The sequence below is a fragment of the Cohnella thailandensis genome (genome assembly GCF_014212135.1).
In the GTDB taxonomy this organism is placed as follows: domain Bacteria; phylum Bacillota; class Bacilli; order Paenibacillales; family Paenibacillaceae; genus Cohnella; species Cohnella thailandensis.
Map to the genome: position 1 here is coordinate 1 of NZ_JACJVQ010000030.1, position 17,266 is coordinate 17,266.

Below are 17,266 nucleotides of genomic sequence, written 5' to 3' on the forward strand. Positions count from 1 at the left end.
CTAATCAGCCAGCATGGCAAGAAAGATTCTAATGAACGCTAATTCGTTTCGTATCCGGTTATCAAGGCGCAAGCTTTGAATAACGCTACGGCTGCAACGCATTGCTTCGCAATGCTGCCTGCACCCTAGCGAAGCGACGACTTCGTCGCGCTAGGTTTGGTGATGATGGCGGAGGGGTTCCACGCGTACCCATCTCGAACACGACCGTTAAGCCCTCCAGCGCCGATGGTACTTGGACCGCAGGGTCCTGGGAGAGTAGGAAGTTGCCAAGCCGACAAGCAGAGAAAGCACCCAGCGATGGGTGCTTTTTTGCATACATAAATTTCGATCCCCAAAATAGTCAATGCATAGTCTAATCTGTGTCAATATAGATGACATGAATTTTATTGCCCCTTGGCATCTTCCACAATGGGAACGAGTGTCTCTGTGAATCAAGCCAATGCTGCGTCAATATTGTTGACGTGAGTGCCGATTGCCGCTAGTATTAGCCTGATTTCAAGACCAAACAGAGACGATAAGGGGAGACCAGCTATGAAAAAAGGATTCTTGTTCCTCGTACTTGCGCTAGTGCTAATCGTCACCGCATGTTCAAACGGCAACAACAATTCCAACGCTTCGGAATCCGCAGCGCCATCTTCGTCGGCACCGGCATCTTCGGCAGCTTCGCCGTCCGCCGGCGCCGAGAAGGAGCTGCCGCGCGTCGCGTTCGTCTATATCGGCGAGCCGGGAGACGGCGGTTGGACCTATCAGCACGATCTGGCGCGCATCGAGCTCGAGAAGAAGTACGGCTTCACGGCGACGGTCGTCGAGAACGTTCCGGAAGGCGCCGATGCGGAGCGCGTGTTCGAAGAGCTTGCTCAGGATCACGATCTCATCATCGGAACGAGCTTCGGCTACATGGATTCGATGGTCAACGTGGCAAGCAAATACCCGAAGGTGAAGTTCCTGCACGCTTCCGGCTACAAGACGGCGGAGAACCTGTCCACCTACGCCGGACGCGCGTACGAGACGGCCTACCTCGTCGGCGTGGCGGCAGGCAAGATGACGAAGAACAATCATCTCGGCTACGTAGGGGCTTACCCGATTCCCGAAGTCATTTATACGATCAACGCCTTCACGCTCGGCGCTCAAAGCGTGAACCCGGACGTCCAAGTCGACGTCGTCTGGTCCAACACCTGGTACGATCCGACGATCGAACGCCAAGCGGCGGTGAGCCTGCTGGATTCGGGCGTGGACGTGCTGGCGAACTACCAAGACTCCCCGGCAGGCATTCAAGCGGCGGCGGAGCGCGGCGTTTACTCGATCGGCAACGACTCCGACATGAACAAGTATGCGCCGGACTATTACATCTCCAATACCGTTTACAACTGGTTCTCTTATTATGACCGCAACGTTCAAAGCATCATCGACGGAACCTGGAAGTCCGAGAGCTACTGGGGGAACTTGAAGGAAGGGCTTGTCGATATGGCTCCGCTCGGCAAGAGCGTGCCGCAGGACGTGAAGGATCTGGTCGGCCAACTGAAGCAAGAGATGATCGACGGCAAAATCGACGTCTTCGGCGGGCCTCTGGTCGATCAAAGGGGCAAGGAAGTGAAGCCGTCCGGACAATCGTTATCGGATGACGAAATTCTCAACATGAATTGGTTCGTGAAGGGCGTTAAGGGCACCATTCCGAGCTAACGGATAACGGAGGCGAAAGGCATGCAGAAATCCATTCAAGATCCGGCGCTCTGGAACGAATGGCATCCGGTCGCGCTCTCCGAAGAGATCGGGGAGAAGCCGAAAGGGGTAAGCGTACTAGGGGAGAAGCTGGTCCTGTACCGCAGCTCCAAAGGAGTCGCAGCGATGCGCGATCTGTGCATTCACCGAGGAGTGCCGTTGTCTCTGGGCCGAGTCCAAGGGGATCGAATCGTTTGCGCGTATCACGGATGGGAGTACGACGAAAGCGGAGCTTGCGTCTGCATTCCCGCCATGCCCAAGGGACAGGCGATTCCGACCAAAGCGAAGACGCCGACCTTCTCCTGCTGCGAGAGCCTGGGCTTCGTGTGGGTCTGTCTAGGCGAGCCAAGAAGGCCGATCCCTCTCTACGAGGAATTCGTCGATCCGGAGCTGATCGCGCTGCGCATGGGTCCTTATCCGGTTCAAGCCTCCGGGCCGCGCGTGGTCGAGAACTTCCTCGACGTCTCCCATCTGATGTTCGTCCATGACGGATTGCTCGGCGACCGGGAATTCCCGGAGATCAACGACTACAGCATGGTAGAGGAAAACGGGGTGTTTCGTTCGACCGAGATCGAGGTCTATCAACCCGATCCGGACGGACGAGGACACGGAGTTATCAGCCGGTACACTTACGAGATCTTCACTCCGCTTGGAGTTCGGCTTATCAAGACGGCCGACGGATCCGACGAGCTGTTCCACTTGTTCCTGTTCGTTCTGCCGGAATCGGAGACGACTTGCACGGCTTTCATGCTGCAGCTCCGCAATTACGGCAAGGATATTCCCGACCATGTGTTCGTCGACTTCCAGAATACGCTGCTCGTCCAGGACAAGCTGATCGTCGAGAACCAGAAGCCGGAGCTGCTCCCGCTCGATCTGCAAGCCGAACTGCATCTCAAATGCGACCGGGTCGCGATCGCCTACCGCCGGAGACTCAAGGAGCTGGGCGTTACGTTCGGAACGGATTAACCAACCACGGAAAGCTCCATACCAGACAGAAATCCCGGGAGATCAGAGTCTCCCGGGATTTTGCCGCTTTTAGCGAAGGTTGGGAATATCGACCTCGGGATTGACTTCGGCATTATAGTCGATGTCGTCGGTCTCGAAGCCGAACAGCTGGAAGAACTCGCGGCGGTAGCCGGCGATGTCGGTCAGCTCGTTGATGTTGTCCGTGGACAGCTTCTCCCAGATAGCGGCAACCTCCGCTTGGACGTCCTCCTGCATCTCCAGGTCGTCGACGCGAATGCGGCCCCGGGAATCGGTCGCCGTCTCGCCTACGCCGTATAGGCGAGTGGAGAACAGGCGATACATCTGCTCGATGCAGCCTTCATGGATGCCCTTCTCCTTCATGACCTTGTACAAGGCGGAGATATAGAGCGGAACGACCGGGATGGCCGAGCTGGATTGGGTAACGAGAGCTTTGTTGACGGAGACGAAAGCGCGGCCTCCCTTGGCGCTTAGCTGTTCTCTCAGGCGGATTGCCGTCGCTTCCAGGTCGTCCTTCGCGCGGCCGATCGTTCCTTCGCGATAAACCGCGTGGGTGATTTCAGGTCCAATATAGGAGTAAGCGACGGTGGTGGCTCCGTCGCTCAGCACGCCGGCTTCGCTGAGAGCATCGATCCACATCTGCCAGTCTTCGCCGCCCATGACGGCGATCGTCTGACGAACCTCGTCTTCCGTGGCCGGCTCGATCGTCGCGATCGACACTTCCGCCGTATGGAAGTTAACGGTCTTGTTCGAATAAGACGGGCCGATCGGCTTGATGACGGAGGTGAAAGTCTCGCCCGTCGCGGGATGCGTGCGGCGGGGGGAAGCGACGCTGTACACGACGAGGTCGACTTGTCCGAGCTCGGAGCGAATGAGCTCGATCGTTTGCTGCTTGATCGCGTCGGAGAAAGCGTCTCCGACAATGCTGTACGATTTGACGCCCGCCGCTTGGGCCGCTTGCTCGAACGCCGCCGAGTTGTACCAGCCGGCGGTAGCGGTGCGGGAGCCTTCCGCGGCTTTGTCGAAGTAGACGCCGATCGTATTCGCTCCGGCCGCGAAGGAGGAAACGATTCTGGAGGCAAGGCCGTAACCGGTCGAAGCGCCTACGACGAGCACGTTGCGGGGACCGGAGATGGCCGGCTGCGACTTGACATAGTCCACTTGGCGCTGAACTTGCCTTGCGCAGCCTTCGGGATGCGCGGTCGTGCAGATGAAGCCTCTCGTTTTGGGTTGAATGATCATATTAGACATATCCTTTCTCAGACGTTCGGGAATGGAGGCGCCGTTTGATCCGTTCTTGGCAACCTTCCTTTATTTTACCGAATTTTTGTCCGATTGGGAAACGTCTTCATGGTCGGCTAACGGAGAGTAGCCCGTCAAGGAAGAGGCTTCCTTAACGGGCGATTCGCCTGTTCTATGGACTAAGGGCGGCCAGCAAGCTGCTGTTCTGCAATCTGGACGAGTCTGCGAGTGATTTGTCCGCCGATTCTACCGGTGTCGCGAGTCAGCATATTGCCGTAATAGCCGTCTTGCGGAATTGCGATCCCGAGCTCTTGAGCCACTTCGAATTTCAATTGCTCTAGCGCCGCCCGGGCTTGAGGAACGATGAGCTGATTGCGATTGTCTGCCACTTGAATCACCTCCACCTTCTGGCAATATTATGCGAAGCGATCTTCCCTCTTATTCATAAAGTTACCGGGTCCATTCGCCGCCGGGGGGTGCTACAATGAGAGGATCAGAAAGCTCACGGAAGGACGGGGGACCTATGTATCTAGCTCCTATGCGGATGGGCGGACTCGAGGAGCCGATCCTGGACGAAAACTACATATACGAACCCAAATTGGACGGCCAGCGCCTCCTTCTCTCGATGGAGCACGGGCACGTCCGCCTTTTTTCCGGCCATGGCTTCGATCTGACTTCCCAATATCCCGAGCTGCATTTCGTCCCCGTCGCGGACGGGGAGGATGTCGTGCTCGACGGCGTCATCGCGGCAATCGACCCGGACACCGGGAAAATGAATCCCGATCTTCTCGCGAAGCGGTATCGAATGAGGAAAAGGATGGACATCCGGGAAGCTTCGATCAAGTGCCCGGTCCATTACTTCGTCTTCGATATTTTGCGCTACAAAGGGGAGGACATACGCGAATGGCCGCTGGAGCGAAGAAAACGGCTGCTGAACGAAGCATTGGCGGGGAATCTACATTACAGCCTTATGCCTTATCTAGACGGCGACAGCGCAGCCCTGTTCGAAGCTTTGGGAAGGAGCACGCTGGAAGGGATCGTCGCGAAGGACAAACGCAGCGCGTATCGGAGCGGACGAAGCCGGAGCTGGCTGGGCATCCGGAATTACCGTTACTTGAACGTGCGAATTACGGCCTATCGAAAAAACCAGTTCGGGTGGCTCGTTCAGCATGGGGAGGAGTGGCGAGGCATCGTGGCGGATTCGGTTCCCGCGGCCTATCGTCAAGCTTTCTACGGGGTGGCTAAGGTTCTGGCAACCGGGGAAGATAAGGACTTCGTCTACGTCAAGCCGGTGATCGAGGCCGTCTTGAGGTACGCGAAACGGCGCCCCGACGGGGCGCCGGCGGATCCGGAATTCGTTCGTTTCGCCGTTTAGACGGCGGAGGATTGGGGGATAGCGGCTGCCGGAGCCGGCTCGGCAACGCCTTTGATCTCCATTCGGCTCGTTCCGTGGAGGACGCCTCCGGGCTCGACGGACAGCTCCGCGGCCTGCAAATCTCCCTGAAGAACCCCGGACGACTTGATGATCAGCTTGCCCTTGGCCGTTACGTTGCCGGCGATCCTGCCCGCCAGTACGATATCGCGGGCGGTGACGTTCGAGCGGGCCAAGCCTTTCTCACCGATAATGACGTCTCCCTCGCAATCGATATCTCCGTTGACTTCTCCCTCCAGGCGAATGCTGGCCTGAGAGGAGATTTTCCCGTCAAAGACGGTACCTTCGCCGATTAAAGTGTCGGTCTTGCTCGGATCAAGCTTCGACTTCTTGCCGATCATAAGAATTCCTCGCTTCCTTTATTGGGATTAGAAGGCAGGTATGGCAAAGGGTTGACCGCCGTGCCGTATTGGATGACCTCATAATGCAGGTGGGGACCCGTGCTGCGGCCCGTATTGCCAAGCTCGCCGATCAGCTCCCCCTTCTCCACCCGATCGCCGGCTTCGGCGATGAGCTTGCTGAGATGAAGGTAACGGGTTACCAAGCCGTTGCCGTGATCGATCTTGATGTTGTTGCCCTCGGCCGAATCCTTCCGGGACCAGGTGACGATGCCGTCGGCCGACGCATAGACGGGATCTCCCACGTTGCCCGAGAAATCGATTCCCGAATGGAATCTGGCGCGGCGGGTGAAGGGGTCAAGCCGGACGCCGAACCTGGAGGTAATCTCTTGGCTGTCCGTCGGCCATACGCTTGGGGTGGCGTCAAGCTTCTCTTGAACCTCGTGAACATCTTCTTTGATGTTTTGAAGTCGCTGCTCTAGAGCATCTAGAGCAGGGGCAAGGGAAGAGATTTTCGCTCCGGAAGAGTCCAAATACCGCTGGAATTCCTCGTCCGTCGCGGGGATGTCTTCGCCTCCCATGCCAACGTCCGCGAGAGCCTTCTCTCGAATGGCGGCAACGGAACGCGCGGAATCGTCCAGCCGGCTCGCGCGAACCTCATCCTCCCGTTCCTCATCGGAAGAAGATCCCATCAGCTCCCTCACTTGCGCTTCCAGCGCGTCCATGTCGTCGAGCTGCCGCTGGATGGCGGAGGCTTGTTCGGTTAGAACGACGATTTTGGTCTGCAGATAATCGATGCTCGTATTCTTGTCGGCAACAATCTCTTCGTACCGGGAGGACGTATCGTTCATCTTCCGTTCCAGGTAATCCAACTGATCGGCATTGGCATCGTAATGACGATAAAGCATGAGGCAGGCCAGAACGAGCAGAATGATCAGGATGGGTATTAGAGTTGCGCCTATCGCCAACATATAGGACGGAACGGCTATTCGCCGAACCGGGCTGCTTGCGTCCGGAATGAGAACGAACGTAATCTTGTTACGGCTCCATCTCATCTCGATCCTCCTGTCACATGAGCTACATGGTCAGAAATAGGGTTCGACAGAAGGAGATATAATCCTTTCGAAAGTTATTAAATAATTCCGTAAATTGAGAAAAAATAAAAAAAAGCCCGCTTTTCGGCGGGCCTTCACGATTCCATTATCGATTGCTGCTTCTTTTGTTCTTCCGATGCTGATTCCAACCGGCCGACGCGACAACGACTCCCGCGACGGTCAGAACGATGCCGACCGTCAAATTAATCATGATCATATCGATAATTCCGAAGATCAATACCATTAAACCTAACACGGCTAGCTGCAAAGGATTGGATTTCATGCGACACCTCGGGGTTTTTCTTCTATTTTACCGTATGAAGGCCCCATAATGACAGCTTATCTTACAAACGGAACGGCAATCGGAACGATTTGCGTAAGATCGGGTAAAGCCACTTCACGCCGCTGGGGGTGAGCGTATCCGCCGCTAAGTGGGACAAATAGCCGGCAATGGCGACGACAGTGATCCCTTCGATAGCCAAATGGCTCTCCAGTCCGGCGGCGATCCAACCCCAAGCCGCGACGGCCCATACCGTGTGGGTCAAGCCGCGATGATTCAGCCACGGAGCCCAAGCGACGAATACGCCGAGTCCCATGAGCCAGTTCCATCCGTTCGACCATCCGGCATATAGAAGGCCGATCCCGCATAGGCTGACCATCGCGTTGCGCAGCGCCCCTTCCTTCATAATGAGACCGAGCAGGACAAGCGATCCGGTCAGGATCGCGTACTTCGGGTAGAAGACGCGTTCGGCGAAAAAGAAATAAGCAAGAACGAGGGACGACAGCACCCCGGTCCACAACGCCGACTCCCGAACCCAGTGCGAGAGCTTCCCGAGCTTGCTGCTGAGAAGACTGGTCCCGTCGAGATCCGGGCTTAATGCGGATACCGCCGCTACCGCCACATAACAGACGGCATTCTGAAGGTGGAACGGATAATAAGCGGATGCGACCGCTCCGATCGCCGTCCCGATGGCAAGATGAGTAGAGCCTTTCATCGAACACCTCCCGTTGACTGACAACGTTGCGTTTTCTCCCGAAGAGAACGTATGTTTGCCGCAGTCTATTATACACGGGATCGCGCTCAAGCGCCATTTATACGGAAACGGAAGGCATGGAGTGTCCGGAGCCGGCCGGAACGCGGTTCGATTCGGCCCGGTTTAAATATTTTTTGCCCCTCCACCGCCATAAGGACAAAGCGCCTCGGACGTATTCGTCCGCGATCATGCACCAGTAGATTCCGATGAGCCCCCAGCCGAGCCCGACGCCAAGCCAATAGGAGCAGAAGGTGGCGATGATTCCGAGAGAGCCGAGAGAGATGTACATCGTAAACCGGGTATCTCCTACCGCGTTCAGCGCGTTCCCCAACGCCATATTGAGCATTTTCCCAGGCTGCAGCACCAGATTCAGTCCGAGAAGGGAGACTCCCATCGCGACGATCTCCGGATCCGACGTGAACAGTCCGAGCATTTGTCTTCCTATTAAATATAGAAGCAACGCGTTCGCCAAGACGAGCAGAAGCCCGAATGCGAGCGCCCGGTACGCGGCCGCGTAAGCCTCCTTCGTTCGGGACTCCCCGTACAGGTAGGCGATCCGGATCTGAACGGCCAGAGCGAACGCGTACCCGAGCATGAAGCAGAACGATTCCAACGTGTTCATATACGTTCGGGCCGCGAGCTCCTTGGCGCCAAGCATCGCCAGGAACGAATAGATCGCAAGCTGGGAGAATACCCAGCAGCTCATGTTGACGCCCATCGGCCATCCGATTCGGAGAATCTCCTTAAACAGCTTGAGATCGAACCTAAGGTAATCGGGCAGGCGAATCGTCCGCTCGAAGGAGTGGCGGAACATATAAAGCAGAATAAAGACGGACAGCAGACGGCACGCGTTATCGGACACCGTTACTCCGGTCAGCCCCCACTCGGGAAACCCTATTTTGCCGAAAATCAGCCCGTAATTCAGGACGATATGCACCAGGTTGATGAAGATTCCGGTATACATAGGCCCGCGAGTGTTGCCGGTGTTGCGGATCGCGGTGCCGAGCGCGGCCGTCATGGCGGCCAGGAACATCCCGCCTCCGACGTAAGAAATGTAGGTATCCGACAGAGGCCACAGCTCTTCGGATAAACCGAGAAGCATGGCAATGGATCGCGACTCGAAGAACAGAACGAAGCTGATAAGCAGGCCGATCGCCGTGCTGACCGTGACCGACATGACCGCGAGGGTACGGGCATCCTCCGGCCGCTGCGAGCCGAGCCTCTGAGCGATCAGAATTCCGGCTCCTGCCGCGATGGTCGTAAAGAGGGTGGTAAGGGCATTGAACAATTGGTTGGAGAAACCGACGACGGCGACGGCATCGTCGGAGATCCGGCTGACCATGACGGTGTCCACCGTTCCGAGCATGGTCTGGAGAAGCACCTCGATAAAGACGGGCCAAGCGAGTGTCCATAAGGAAAATTTGCGGTCCAATGATTTCATGATTTAAACCCCCACGATGTTAGCCGGCGATGTGATAAAATAAGTGGAAACAATGCGATTATAGATGGAAAGACGAATCGCGTGTGTCACTTTTCAAACGGAAAGTTATAAAATCCAAACCTGAATGATGGAGGGGTGGCCTTGAGTCTGCTGCAATTAACGGCTCCTCCGCTTCCTCACTACATTGCAAGCGGATACACGATTTCCGAACCGGCGGAGAGGCATGTCAGCCGCAAAAACATCGGGGTGTTCGATTTGCTGTTCGTGGTCGAGGGCTGCTTGTACATCGGAGAAGAGGAACGGACATACGAGGTAAAGGCCGGCCACGGCTTTATTCTTCGACCGGATCGTTATCATTATGGTAGCGCCGGTTGCGAAGTTAGAACGGGTTACTTCTGGCTGCATTTTCAGACGACGGGAAGCTGGAGGCCGTTGGAGGCTTCCGAATCGGCGGGGGGATCGGAATTTCAATCGGCGCCGGATGGCCTCGATGCGTTCACGGCGCCGTCGTTCCCGCTAGTCCTGCCTCAGTTCGTCAAGGCGGCCCATCCCGGGAAAGTGGAAGAGGTTCAGTATCGGCTGATCGATCTGGCCCCGATCACGCATCTCAGCTCGGCGCGGTTCGAGCAGCAGGTTCTGTTCCAGGAGCTGATCGGGCTGCTCGCCGAATCGACGGCGCCGCATCGTTCCTCGCCGGGAAGAGCGTGCGCGGAGCAGGCGGCGGCTTACCTGCGCAAGCATTATCGGCAAGAGATCTCGGCCAAGGAGCTGGGAGACGGCCTCAGCTTCCATCCGGTATATATCGCCCGCTGCATGCAGCAGGAATACGGCTGCTCGCCGACGGAATACCTTCTCCGCTACCGGATCGAACAGAGCAAGCTGCTTCTGCTTCAAACGGATATGACCGTAGCCCGCATTGCGGAAGAGGTGGGATTCAACCTGGCGCCTTATTTCAGCTCTTGCTTCCATAAGGTAGTCGGGATGTCTCCTCGGAATTACCGGAAGCAGTATTTTGAAGGGTAGGCCAAGGTGAAACCCCTTGAACAAGACAATTTGGCTCGCCCTTCTCCCTGGTGTTATGATAGTACGCAGATGCTAAGACACCCTGCAAAGACTTAGCTATCATCCCAATAACAGATTAAAGAGGTCGATCATATGGTCAGATTCGGCGTTATCGGCACCAATTGGATTACGGATGCGTTCCTGCAAGCGGCCAAGCAGGTCGAAGGGTTCGCGCTGACGGCCGTGTATTCCCGCACGGAAGAGAAGGCGAAGGAATTCGCGGCGAAGCACGGGGCTTCCCATGCGTTCACGGATATGGAGGCGATGGCGGCGAGCGGGGCGATCGACGCGGTCTATATCGCGACTCCGAACAGCCATCACGAGGAACACGCGACTCTCTGCATGAATCGCGGGATTCACGTTCTGTGCGAGAAGCCTCTTGCCTCGAACGCGGCGGAGATTCGGAGAATGGCCGAATCCGCCAAGCGGAACGGCGTCCTTCTCATGGAAGCGATGAAGACGACGCTGCTTCCGAACTTTCAAGCGATTATCGACAATCTGCCTAAGATCGGCAAAGTCAGACGATACTTCGCGAACTACGGCCAGTACTCCTCGCGTTACGACGCTTATCGCGCCGGAACGGTGCTGAACGCGTTCAACCCGGCGTACTCGAACGGAGCTCTGATGGATCTGGGCATTTATTGCGTTTATCCGGCGATTGTCCTCTTCGGCAAGCCGTCCGAGGTGAAGGCGAACGGCGTTCTTCTCGAGTCGGGCGTCGACGGCGAAGGAAGCTTGCTGCTTAAATACGAGGGAATGGAAGGAGTCCTCCAGTATTCCAAGATCTCCAATTCCTACGTGCCAAGCGAGATCCAAGGGGAAGAAGGAAGCCTGCTGATCGATAAAATCAGCACGCCGGAGAAGGTGGAAATCCGGTACCGGGACGGAAGAACGGAAGAGGTGTCCGTGCCCCAGCATGCGGATAACATGATGTACGAGCTTCAGGAGTTCCTCCGGCTCATCGAAGCGGGAGAGCTGGAGTCGAAAATAAACTCGCACGCGAATTCGCTGTCTTCCATGGAAGTGATGGACGAAGCGAGACGGCAGATGGGACTCGTTTATCCGGCGGATCAACGTTCCTGACGGCAAGACCCTATAGAGACGGAGGCGGATCCTTTAGAGGGACCCGCCTCCGTCTTTATTTTTGTTATACCGGGAGGTGTATTGGGGATTTGTTCATGGCGTGATCGCGCTTAAGGCTAACGTTTCGGTCTGCCCGTCGGTTTTCGTGATCGAGAGTTCAAAGACACCTTCGTCGTTGGGATGGATGGTGAAGAAATCGGCGTTCATCTCGGAGGAAACGTGAAGACTCCTCACTCCTTGGAGTTCCAGCGGATACTGACTCGCCATCTCGAAGCCTTCCCCGCCGATGAGCCGATACTCGATCGGCCCGATCTTCGATCCCCTGTCTTCGCCAATGTTCTGAATATATAAGGAATCGAACCAGGAATGATTCACCTTAAATAGAGAGTAAGTGGCGAGCCACTCCTCCCCTTTGCCTAGGTATACGGCTTCATTTTGGGTTTCGGATTTGTCGTTGCAGGCCGTGAGCAGCAAGACAGCCGACAAGGCGGGCAAAAACGCTCGAAGAAACTTCAACGGTTCGGAACCTCCCTTTGATGTGCGTCTACATCCTTACCCATTCGACAAGTTGTTCCCGAATTCCTGGCCGGAAGAATAATCGCGACGCAGGGCTCATATATTGGTGGGAAGAATCGGACAAGTACAAAGAGCCGTTCATAGGAAGGTGAACCGTATGACTCATGCCGTCGGCCGAGCCGCCATTCACGGAATCGGAACCGCAATTCCGCCTCACCGTCTGGAGCAGTCCGAAGTGTCGGAGCGTTTGGCCCGCGCGTTCGCGGGGATGGGGGATACCGCCAGGTGGGCGAGACGGATATTTAAGCAATCCGGGGTCGACACCCGATATACCTGCGAGCCGAATCTACTCGAAGAGGCAGAGCTGTGCCGCTATGTGGAGAGCGGCGATCGGATTAGCGTGCCGTCCACATCCGAGAGAATGAGGATATACGAGAAGGAATCGGTACGGCTGGCCGCCGACGCCGCCGGGAGGGCTCTCCTCGAATCCGGCATGAGTCCGGGGGAAGTGACGCACCTGGTTACGGTGAGCTGCACGGGGATGTTCCTGCCGGGGCTCGACGTTCATCTGGCCAAGGAATTGAAGCTTAAGTCGCGAGTAAATCGGTACCCGCTCACTTTCCTTGGCTGCGCGGCAGGACTTACGGCCCTTCGATTGTCGCGCTCCCTCCTCGAGGCGGATAGCGAGGGGGTAGTCCTGATCGTTTGCGTAGAACTGTGCACGCTGCACCTGCAGCCATCGGCCTCGCGAGAAGCTCTGTACGCGTCGGCTTTCTTCGGGGATGGGGCTTCCGCTTGCGTCGTGTCCAGGCGGGATGGCGGATGGTACGAGCTCGGGGACGAGCGGACGTTCCTTCTTCCCGATTCCGAAGAGGAGATCTCCTGGAGAATCGGCTCGTTCGGCTTCGATATCCGCTTGTCCACCCGGATTCCCAAGCTGATCGGCGAGCATGTTCCCCGTGAGGTAAGCGAATGGCTCGGTCCGCTCGAGGAGATTAAGCTGTGGGCGATTCATCCCGGGGGGAGAGGAATCGTGGATGCGTTGGAGAGCTCTCTCGGGCTGACGCCGGACGATACTTCGGCGAGCCGCGCGGTGCTGCGGAATTACGGCAACCTGTCTTCGGCGACGTTGCTGTTCGTGCTTCAACATCTAAGAGAGCGGCTGCTGGCTCAAGGCGAGAGGGAGCCTCGGGATGGGGTTGCTCTGGCCTTCGGACCCGGGGTAAGCGCGGAAATGCTGCGGATTCGCCATCTTCCCGGCGCCCGCCGCTGCATTGAGGATGCGGGGCGCCTGGTCCTGGCCGGTGCCGATGGGCGGGAGAAAGAATGAGCGGGCTCCGCAACCGTTCCGCCAGACCGGAACTCATGGACGACTTCAACCAAGGCGGAGAGGAGCTGAGGGAAGCTCACCGCCATCTTCGCCGGTTGAACCGGCTGTTCGGGGCGTCCGGGCCGGCCCTCTACGGGGTCGACAAGCTATGGAAGGAAGCGGGAAAACCGTCAGTTTGGACGGTGATGGACGTCGGCGCGGGCTCGGGAGACATAAACCGGGCGCTTCTGCGTTGGGCGGAGCGGAGAGGGATCGAGCTGTCGATTCGGTTGGTCGACCGGACGGAAGAAGCCTGCGCGGAAGCGAGGAGGCTGTACCGGGACGAGCCGCGGATCGAGGTTCTGAGGGCGGATCTTTTCGCCTTGCGGGGGATTCGGGCGGACGTCGTCACGGCGAGCCAGGTGGCGCATCATTATTCGGACGAGGAATTAACGGGCCTTGTCCGGGCGCTGCTCCGGATCTCCCGCTGCGGCGTCGTGATCTCCGATATCCACCGCAGCGTGGTGCCTTGGCTCGCGGTCTTCGCGGCGACCCGGCTCCTCTCCCGCAATCGATACATTCGGAACGACGGCCCTTTGTCCGTGGCGAAAGGGTTCCGTTCCTCCGATTGGACGCGCCTGAGCCGAAGCTTGGGGACCGGGACGCTCCGGTATTCCTGGCGACCGCTCTATCGATATTCCGTTTGGATTCGCGAATAAAGGGGCGAAAGCCATGAAATCGGGAATGTACGATGCCGTCGTGCTCGGGGCGGGCATCGCGGGGGCAAGCCTGGCTTACTCGCTGGCGAAGCGAGGCTGGAACGTCCTTCTTCTGGACCGGCGGACAGGCTCCGCCCACAAAGCCTGCGGCGAATTCCTGTCGCCGGAGGCTCGGCACAGCTTGCGCGGCTTGGGTCTGGAGAAGACGGTCGATCGCTTGGTTTCCGAGCCGATTCGCAAGGTAAGCCTGCATTCGTCGGGCGGAGCCGCTCTCGAGTTGAAGCTGCCCGCGCCTTCCGTCGGGGTAAGCCGGCAGCTTCTCGACGAGGCTCTCCGAACGGAAGCGACGAAGGCGGGAGCGACCTGGCTTGGAGGCGCGACGGCGCTCTCGGTTCGCGCGCAGCCGGGCGGCTATCGCGTTCGGGTAAGAACTCAAGCAAACGAGGAAGCGGAACTCGAAGCCAGGACGGTATTCGGGGCGTGGGGAAGAAACGTCTCTCCGGCGTTGGCGGGAAAAACGTCCGACCGGGCGCAACGGGCTTTTCGCGGCGTAGGGTGGAAGGTTCATGCGAGAGGGCTGGAGAACCGGCAAGCGGTGGAGCTTTACTTCTTCAAAGGCGGCTACGTCGGTCTTGCCCCGATAGGAAACGGCCTGACGAACGCGGCTGCCCTTGTCGAGTTCTCCGTTGCGCAGAAGGCGCCGAAGGGTCCGCTTGGCTGGCTTAAGCTGGCGGCGGAAGGCAATCCGGCGTTCGCCCGCCGATTCGAGGGGGCGCTGCCTTTGGCGGAGACGGAGCGTTCGGCCGCCCCGATCCGGACGTCGGACAAGGCCGCCGCCTGGCGAGATTATCCGCTCTTGGGCGACGCCGCGCTTGTCATTCCGCCTCTCTGCGGCGACGGCATGGCGATGTCTCTTCGATCGGCGGAAGGCTGCGCTCCGCTTGCGGACGCTTACCTTCGCGGCGAGATCTCCATGGAGGATTGGCAAAGCGAATACGTCCGTCTGGTAAAAGAGGAGCTGGAGAAACCCGCAAGGTGGGGAAGACGGCTTCAGGCCGGGTTCCTTCGTCCTCCCGCGGCGCGGCTTCTCCTGAGACTGGGAGCGGCGTCTCCCAAGCTTGCCCATGCGGCGTTCCGCGCCACTCGCCTTGCTCTGCCCGCCAAGCCGACATGAAGCGACCGTCCGAATGGATTTATCGTTATTCGACTCTCATCGTTCTCGGCTGGCTGCTTGCGCTCCTGCTCGCCGGAGGGCATGCGGGGCGACTGCATGAGGTGCTGGCCGGACCCGGCTTGACGGTCCGCGGTTCGGAGGAGCAGGCGGAGAAGCTGTGGAGAGAAGACGAGGGCGTCTCCGGCGAACCGCTGGCGGCGCTCTTCGAGAGCCTCGTCCCGGCCAACGAAGAACGGTTCGAAGCCGGCGTCGAGGCCGCCCTTGCCGAACTCCCCGCGATGGCCGGCCTCGTTCGAATAGAGAAGCTAGAGCCCTGGGCGGAGGAGGCGCGCTCCCGCTACCGGGCGGTTTTGTTCTCTTTTCGGCAAGAGGAGGACGAGCAGGGTCCCGCGGTGATTCAGCTGCGGGACTGGGCAGCGGGCTTGAACGAGTCCGGAGTCTATCGGATCGCGATTACCGGGCAAGCGGCCGTTCAACTAGACGTGAACGAGTCCAGCCGTCTGGATATTCGGCAAGCGGAGCGAATCGGGCTGCCGATCGCTTTCGCGATCTTGTGCTTTTCACTTCGAGGCGTGCTTCCCGCCTTGCTCCCGATCGCGGCCGGCATGGCGTCCGTCGTGTTGGCGATGGCCGTTCTTCGCGGAATCGGAACGCGCTTCGAACTTTCCGTCTTCGTTCAAAGCGTCGTTCCGATGGTGGGACTTGCCCTGTGCATCGACTTCGCTCTGCTGCTCGTCAGCCGGTACCGGGAGGAATGCCGACGCCATTCGGCTCGCGAAGCTCTCGAGAGGACGATGAAGACCGCGGGGCGCTCCATCGTCCTCTCGACGCTTTGCGTCTTGGCCGGGCTCGGCAGCACGCTTTGGATTCGGCTTCCCGTGTTCAACAGCGTCGCTCTGAGCGCCATGATCGTGCTGATCGTTGCCGCCGCGGCTTCTTTGACCCTCGTTCCGGCTCTGCTGGTTCGGATGGATGCATCCGTTATCGGTAGAGGCGGCGGCACAAGCCCGCTGCGCCGCTTCTGGCGCGCATGGGGAGCTGCGACGCTCAAGAGGCCGCTCCGGCTGGCCCTGTCCGGAACGGTTCTGCTCCTGCTCTGCGTGGTTCCCGTCCTTCGGATGGACGTCGTCATTCCGGATGAAACCTCGCTGCCGGCGAACAACGAATCCAGGGTCGCGGCTGGGCGAATCCACGATTTTTTTCTCCCTCCCGGGGCCACTTTCATCAAAATCGTCGCACAAAGCCGGCATGCTGCATTAGATGAGAAGGAGCTCTCGGAATGGAAACGCCTGTATCGCGCGGTGGAACAAGATCCCCGCGTGTTGTTCGCCGGCGCTCCTTCCCTGAACGGAGAGGGGAATCGGGCGTGGCTGAACGTATGGATCGGGGCGCGGGCGGAATCCGGGGAAGCCGCCGCTTGGGTGCGGGAACTGCGGCAGGCCCCCTATGAATTGAATATCTATTTGGCGGGCAAACCCGTCGAGCGGCAAGAGATTCTAAGCGAGATAGCGCGGGGAATAAAAAAGGCGATCCCAACGCTGCTTCTCACGAATTATTTTCTGCTGCTGCTGGCGTTTCGGTCTTATGTTATCCCTTTTAAAGCGGTCCTCATGAACGCTCTCGCCATCGCGGCCGCGTTCGGGATCGTTACCTTGGCGTTCCAAGGGGGCTTGTTAGGCATGCCTCAAGAGGGAATCGCGGTCGTCGTTCCGGTGTTCGTCTTCGGCCTCGCCTTCGGGATCAGCATGGATTACGGCGTATTTCTGCTGACGCGCATCGCGGAGAATTATCGACGCACCGGCGATAACGACCGGGCCGTCCTTGAAGGACTCGCCGCGACCGGGCCGATGATCACCTCCGCCGCTGCCATCATGACGGCGGTTTGTTTGCCATTCGCCTGGGGCGACGTGGCCGGCGTAAGGCAGCTGGGAGTCGGTTTGACGGCGGCCGTCCTGCTTGACGCCACTCTCGTTCGGATGCTGCTGGTCCCGACGTGGATGAAGCTTCTCGGCCGTTGGAATTGGTATTTTTGAGCTATTTCCCTAAAGACTCTATAAAGAGTCGATAAATTCCGAGGCGCGGCATAAGTTTCTTTTTGACAAATGAATTTAACCGTAGC

Annotated in this window: 17 protein-coding genes and 1 rRNA gene; 10 read left to right on the forward strand and 8 right to left on the reverse strand. The window is 58.2% G+C overall.

Annotated features, from left to right (window positions below; all coding sequences use genetic code 11):
• Positions 1-155 precede the first annotated feature (155 nt).
• From rrf to H7B67_RS29015, 3 genes are all read left to right on the forward strand, one after another.
• Positions 156-272: ribosomal RNA gene (rrf, locus tag H7B67_RS29005) — 5S ribosomal RNA — on the forward strand.
• A gap of 259 nt (positions 273-531) precedes the next feature.
• Positions 532-1,680 (forward strand): BMP family ABC transporter substrate-binding protein, encoded by a 1,149-nt coding sequence (locus tag H7B67_RS29010; protein WP_185123399.1) that lies wholly within the window; start codon positions 532-534, stop codon positions 1,678-1,680.
• A 21-nt stretch (positions 1,681-1,701) separates the two neighbouring features.
• Complete coding sequence (locus H7B67_RS29015) at positions 1,702-2,685, forward strand: aromatic ring-hydroxylating dioxygenase subunit alpha (RefSeq protein WP_185123400.1); 984 nt, start codon at positions 1,702-1,704, stop codon at positions 2,683-2,685.
• A 69-nt stretch (positions 2,686-2,754) separates the two neighbouring features.
• Here the strand turns inward: H7B67_RS29015 and fabV are convergent, their stop codons facing one another.
• Positions 2,755-3,945, reverse strand: a complete 1,191-nt coding sequence (gene fabV, locus H7B67_RS29020; protein ID WP_185123401.1) for an enoyl-ACP reductase FabV — start codon at positions 3,943-3,945, stop codon at positions 2,755-2,757.
• 179 nt (positions 3,946-4,124) lie between these two features.
• Positions 4,125-4,334 carry an alpha/beta-type small acid-soluble spore protein gene (locus tag H7B67_RS29025; RefSeq protein ID WP_185123402.1) on the reverse strand — a complete coding sequence of 70 codons (210 nt, stop codon included), beginning with the start codon at positions 4,332-4,334 and terminating at the stop codon, positions 4,125-4,127.
• 134 nt (positions 4,335-4,468) lie between these two features.
• Here H7B67_RS29025 and H7B67_RS29030 point away from each other — a divergent pair, with 134 nt between their 5' ends.
• On the forward strand, positions 4,469-5,320 hold the full coding sequence (locus tag H7B67_RS29030) for an ATP-dependent DNA ligase (RefSeq protein WP_185123403.1): 852 nt from the start codon (positions 4,469-4,471) through the stop codon (positions 5,318-5,320).
• Here H7B67_RS29030 and H7B67_RS29035 read toward each other — a convergent pair.
• The 5 genes from H7B67_RS29035 to H7B67_RS29055 form a co-directional block, all read right to left on the reverse strand.
• Positions 5,317-5,718, reverse strand: coding sequence for a bactofilin family protein (locus H7B67_RS29035; RefSeq protein ID WP_185123404.1), 402 nt, complete (start codon positions 5,716-5,718; stop codon positions 5,317-5,319). The genes H7B67_RS29030 and H7B67_RS29035 overlap by 4 nt on opposite strands.
• Positions 5,715-6,770, reverse strand: a complete 1,056-nt coding sequence (locus H7B67_RS29040) for a M23 family metallopeptidase (RefSeq protein WP_185123405.1) — start codon at positions 6,768-6,770, stop codon at positions 5,715-5,717. Before H7B67_RS29040 ends, H7B67_RS29035 begins: the two co-directional genes overlap by 4 nt.
• Before the next feature lie 145 nt (positions 6,771-6,915).
• The gene (locus tag H7B67_RS29045) at positions 6,916-7,092 is read right to left on the reverse strand and encodes a TRADD-N-associated membrane domain-containing protein (RefSeq protein WP_185123406.1); all 177 of its coding nucleotides are present in this window, start codon (positions 7,090-7,092) and stop codon (positions 6,916-6,918) included.
• 61 nt (positions 7,093-7,153) lie between these two features.
• A complete protein-coding gene (locus tag H7B67_RS29050; RefSeq protein WP_185123407.1) occupies positions 7,154-7,804 on the reverse strand; it encodes a metal-dependent hydrolase in 651 nt (216 codons plus the stop codon).
• A 97-nt stretch (positions 7,805-7,901) separates the two neighbouring features.
• Complete coding sequence (locus H7B67_RS29055; RefSeq protein WP_185123408.1) at positions 7,902-9,284, reverse strand: MATE family efflux transporter; 1,383 nt, start codon at positions 9,282-9,284, stop codon at positions 7,902-7,904.
• Positions 9,285-9,419: 135 nt separating this feature from the next.
• Here H7B67_RS29055 and H7B67_RS29060 point away from each other — a divergent pair, with 135 nt between their 5' ends.
• Together H7B67_RS29060 and H7B67_RS29065 are read left to right on the forward strand one after the other, a co-directional pair.
• Positions 9,420-10,307, forward strand: a complete 888-nt coding sequence (locus H7B67_RS29060; protein ID WP_342592646.1) for a helix-turn-helix transcriptional regulator — start codon at positions 9,420-9,422, stop codon at positions 10,305-10,307.
• A gap of 132 nt (positions 10,308-10,439) precedes the next feature.
• Positions 10,440-11,429 carry a Gfo/Idh/MocA family protein gene (locus H7B67_RS29065; protein WP_185123410.1) on the forward strand — a complete coding sequence of 330 codons (990 nt, stop codon included), beginning with the start codon at positions 10,440-10,442 and terminating at the stop codon, positions 11,427-11,429.
• A 93-nt stretch (positions 11,430-11,522) separates the two neighbouring features.
• Here H7B67_RS29065 and H7B67_RS29070 read toward each other — a convergent pair whose 3' ends face one another.
• Entirely contained in the window at positions 11,523-11,945 is a 423-nt protein-coding gene (locus H7B67_RS29070; RefSeq protein WP_185123411.1) for a hypothetical protein, read from the reverse strand.
• A 157-nt stretch (positions 11,946-12,102) separates the two neighbouring features.
• On the opposite strand from H7B67_RS29070, the gene H7B67_RS29075 reads away from it, so the two are divergent.
• From H7B67_RS29075 to H7B67_RS29090, 4 genes are read left to right on the forward strand one after another with little or no spacing between them, the layout of a single operon-like run.
• Complete coding sequence (locus H7B67_RS29075) at positions 12,103-13,275, forward strand: type III polyketide synthase (protein ID WP_185123412.1); 1,173 nt, start codon at positions 12,103-12,105, stop codon at positions 13,273-13,275.
• Positions 13,272-13,973: a methyltransferase domain-containing protein gene (locus H7B67_RS29080; RefSeq protein ID WP_185123413.1), complete on the forward strand. Its 702-nt coding sequence runs from the start codon at positions 13,272-13,274 to the stop codon at positions 13,971-13,973. The genes H7B67_RS29075 and H7B67_RS29080 overlap by 4 nt, the downstream gene beginning before the upstream one ends.
• 13 nt (positions 13,974-13,986) lie before the next feature.
• Positions 13,987-15,147 carry an FAD-dependent oxidoreductase gene (locus H7B67_RS29085; RefSeq protein WP_185123414.1) on the forward strand — a complete coding sequence of 387 codons (1,161 nt, stop codon included), beginning with the start codon at positions 13,987-13,989 and terminating at the stop codon, positions 15,145-15,147.
• Entirely contained in the window at positions 15,144-17,180 is a 2,037-nt protein-coding gene (locus tag H7B67_RS29090; RefSeq protein WP_185123415.1) for an MMPL family transporter, read from the forward strand. The genes H7B67_RS29085 and H7B67_RS29090 overlap by 4 nt, the downstream gene beginning before the upstream one ends.
• Positions 17,181-17,266: the final 86 nt, after the last annotated feature.

Excerpts from the sequence above, each read along its gene's own strand:
- H7B67_RS29010 (WP_185123399.1), top strand. The coding sequence starts at position 532 with ATGAAAAAAGGATTCTTGTTCCTCGTACTTGCGCTAGTGCTAATCGTC.
- H7B67_RS29015 (WP_185123400.1), top strand. The coding sequence starts at position 1,702 with ATGCAGAAATCCATTCAAGATCCGGCGCTCTGGAACGAATGGCATCCG.
- fabV (WP_185123401.1), bottom strand. The coding sequence starts at position 3,945 with ATGATCATTCAACCCAAAACGAGAGGCTTCATCTGCACGACCGCGCAT.
- H7B67_RS29030 (WP_185123403.1), top strand. The coding sequence starts at position 4,469 with ATGTATCTAGCTCCTATGCGGATGGGCGGACTCGAGGAGCCGATCCTG.
- H7B67_RS29035 (WP_185123404.1), bottom strand. The coding sequence starts at position 5,718 with ATGATCGGCAAGAAGTCGAAGCTTGATCCGAGCAAGACCGACACTTTA.
- H7B67_RS29040 (WP_185123405.1), bottom strand. The coding sequence starts at position 6,770 with ATGAGATGGAGCCGTAACAAGATTACGTTCGTTCTCATTCCGGACGCA.
- H7B67_RS29045 (WP_185123406.1), bottom strand. The coding sequence starts at position 7,092 with ATGAAATCCAATCCTTTGCAGCTAGCCGTGTTAGGTTTAATGGTATTG.
- H7B67_RS29050 (WP_185123407.1), bottom strand. The coding sequence starts at position 7,804 with ATGAAAGGCTCTACTCATCTTGCCATCGGGACGGCGATCGGAGCGGTC.
- H7B67_RS29055 (WP_185123408.1), bottom strand. The coding sequence starts at position 9,284 with ATGAAATCATTGGACCGCAAATTTTCCTTATGGACACTCGCTTGGCCC.
- H7B67_RS29065 (WP_185123410.1), top strand. The coding sequence starts at position 10,440 with ATGGTCAGATTCGGCGTTATCGGCACCAATTGGATTACGGATGCGTTC.
- H7B67_RS29075 (WP_185123412.1), top strand. The coding sequence starts at position 12,103 with ATGACTCATGCCGTCGGCCGAGCCGCCATTCACGGAATCGGAACCGCA.
- H7B67_RS29080 (WP_185123413.1), top strand. The coding sequence starts at position 13,272 with ATGAGCGGGCTCCGCAACCGTTCCGCCAGACCGGAACTCATGGACGAC.
- H7B67_RS29085 (WP_185123414.1), top strand. The coding sequence starts at position 13,987 with ATGAAATCGGGAATGTACGATGCCGTCGTGCTCGGGGCGGGCATCGCG.
- H7B67_RS29090 (WP_185123415.1), top strand. The coding sequence starts at position 15,144 with ATGAAGCGACCGTCCGAATGGATTTATCGTTATTCGACTCTCATCGTT.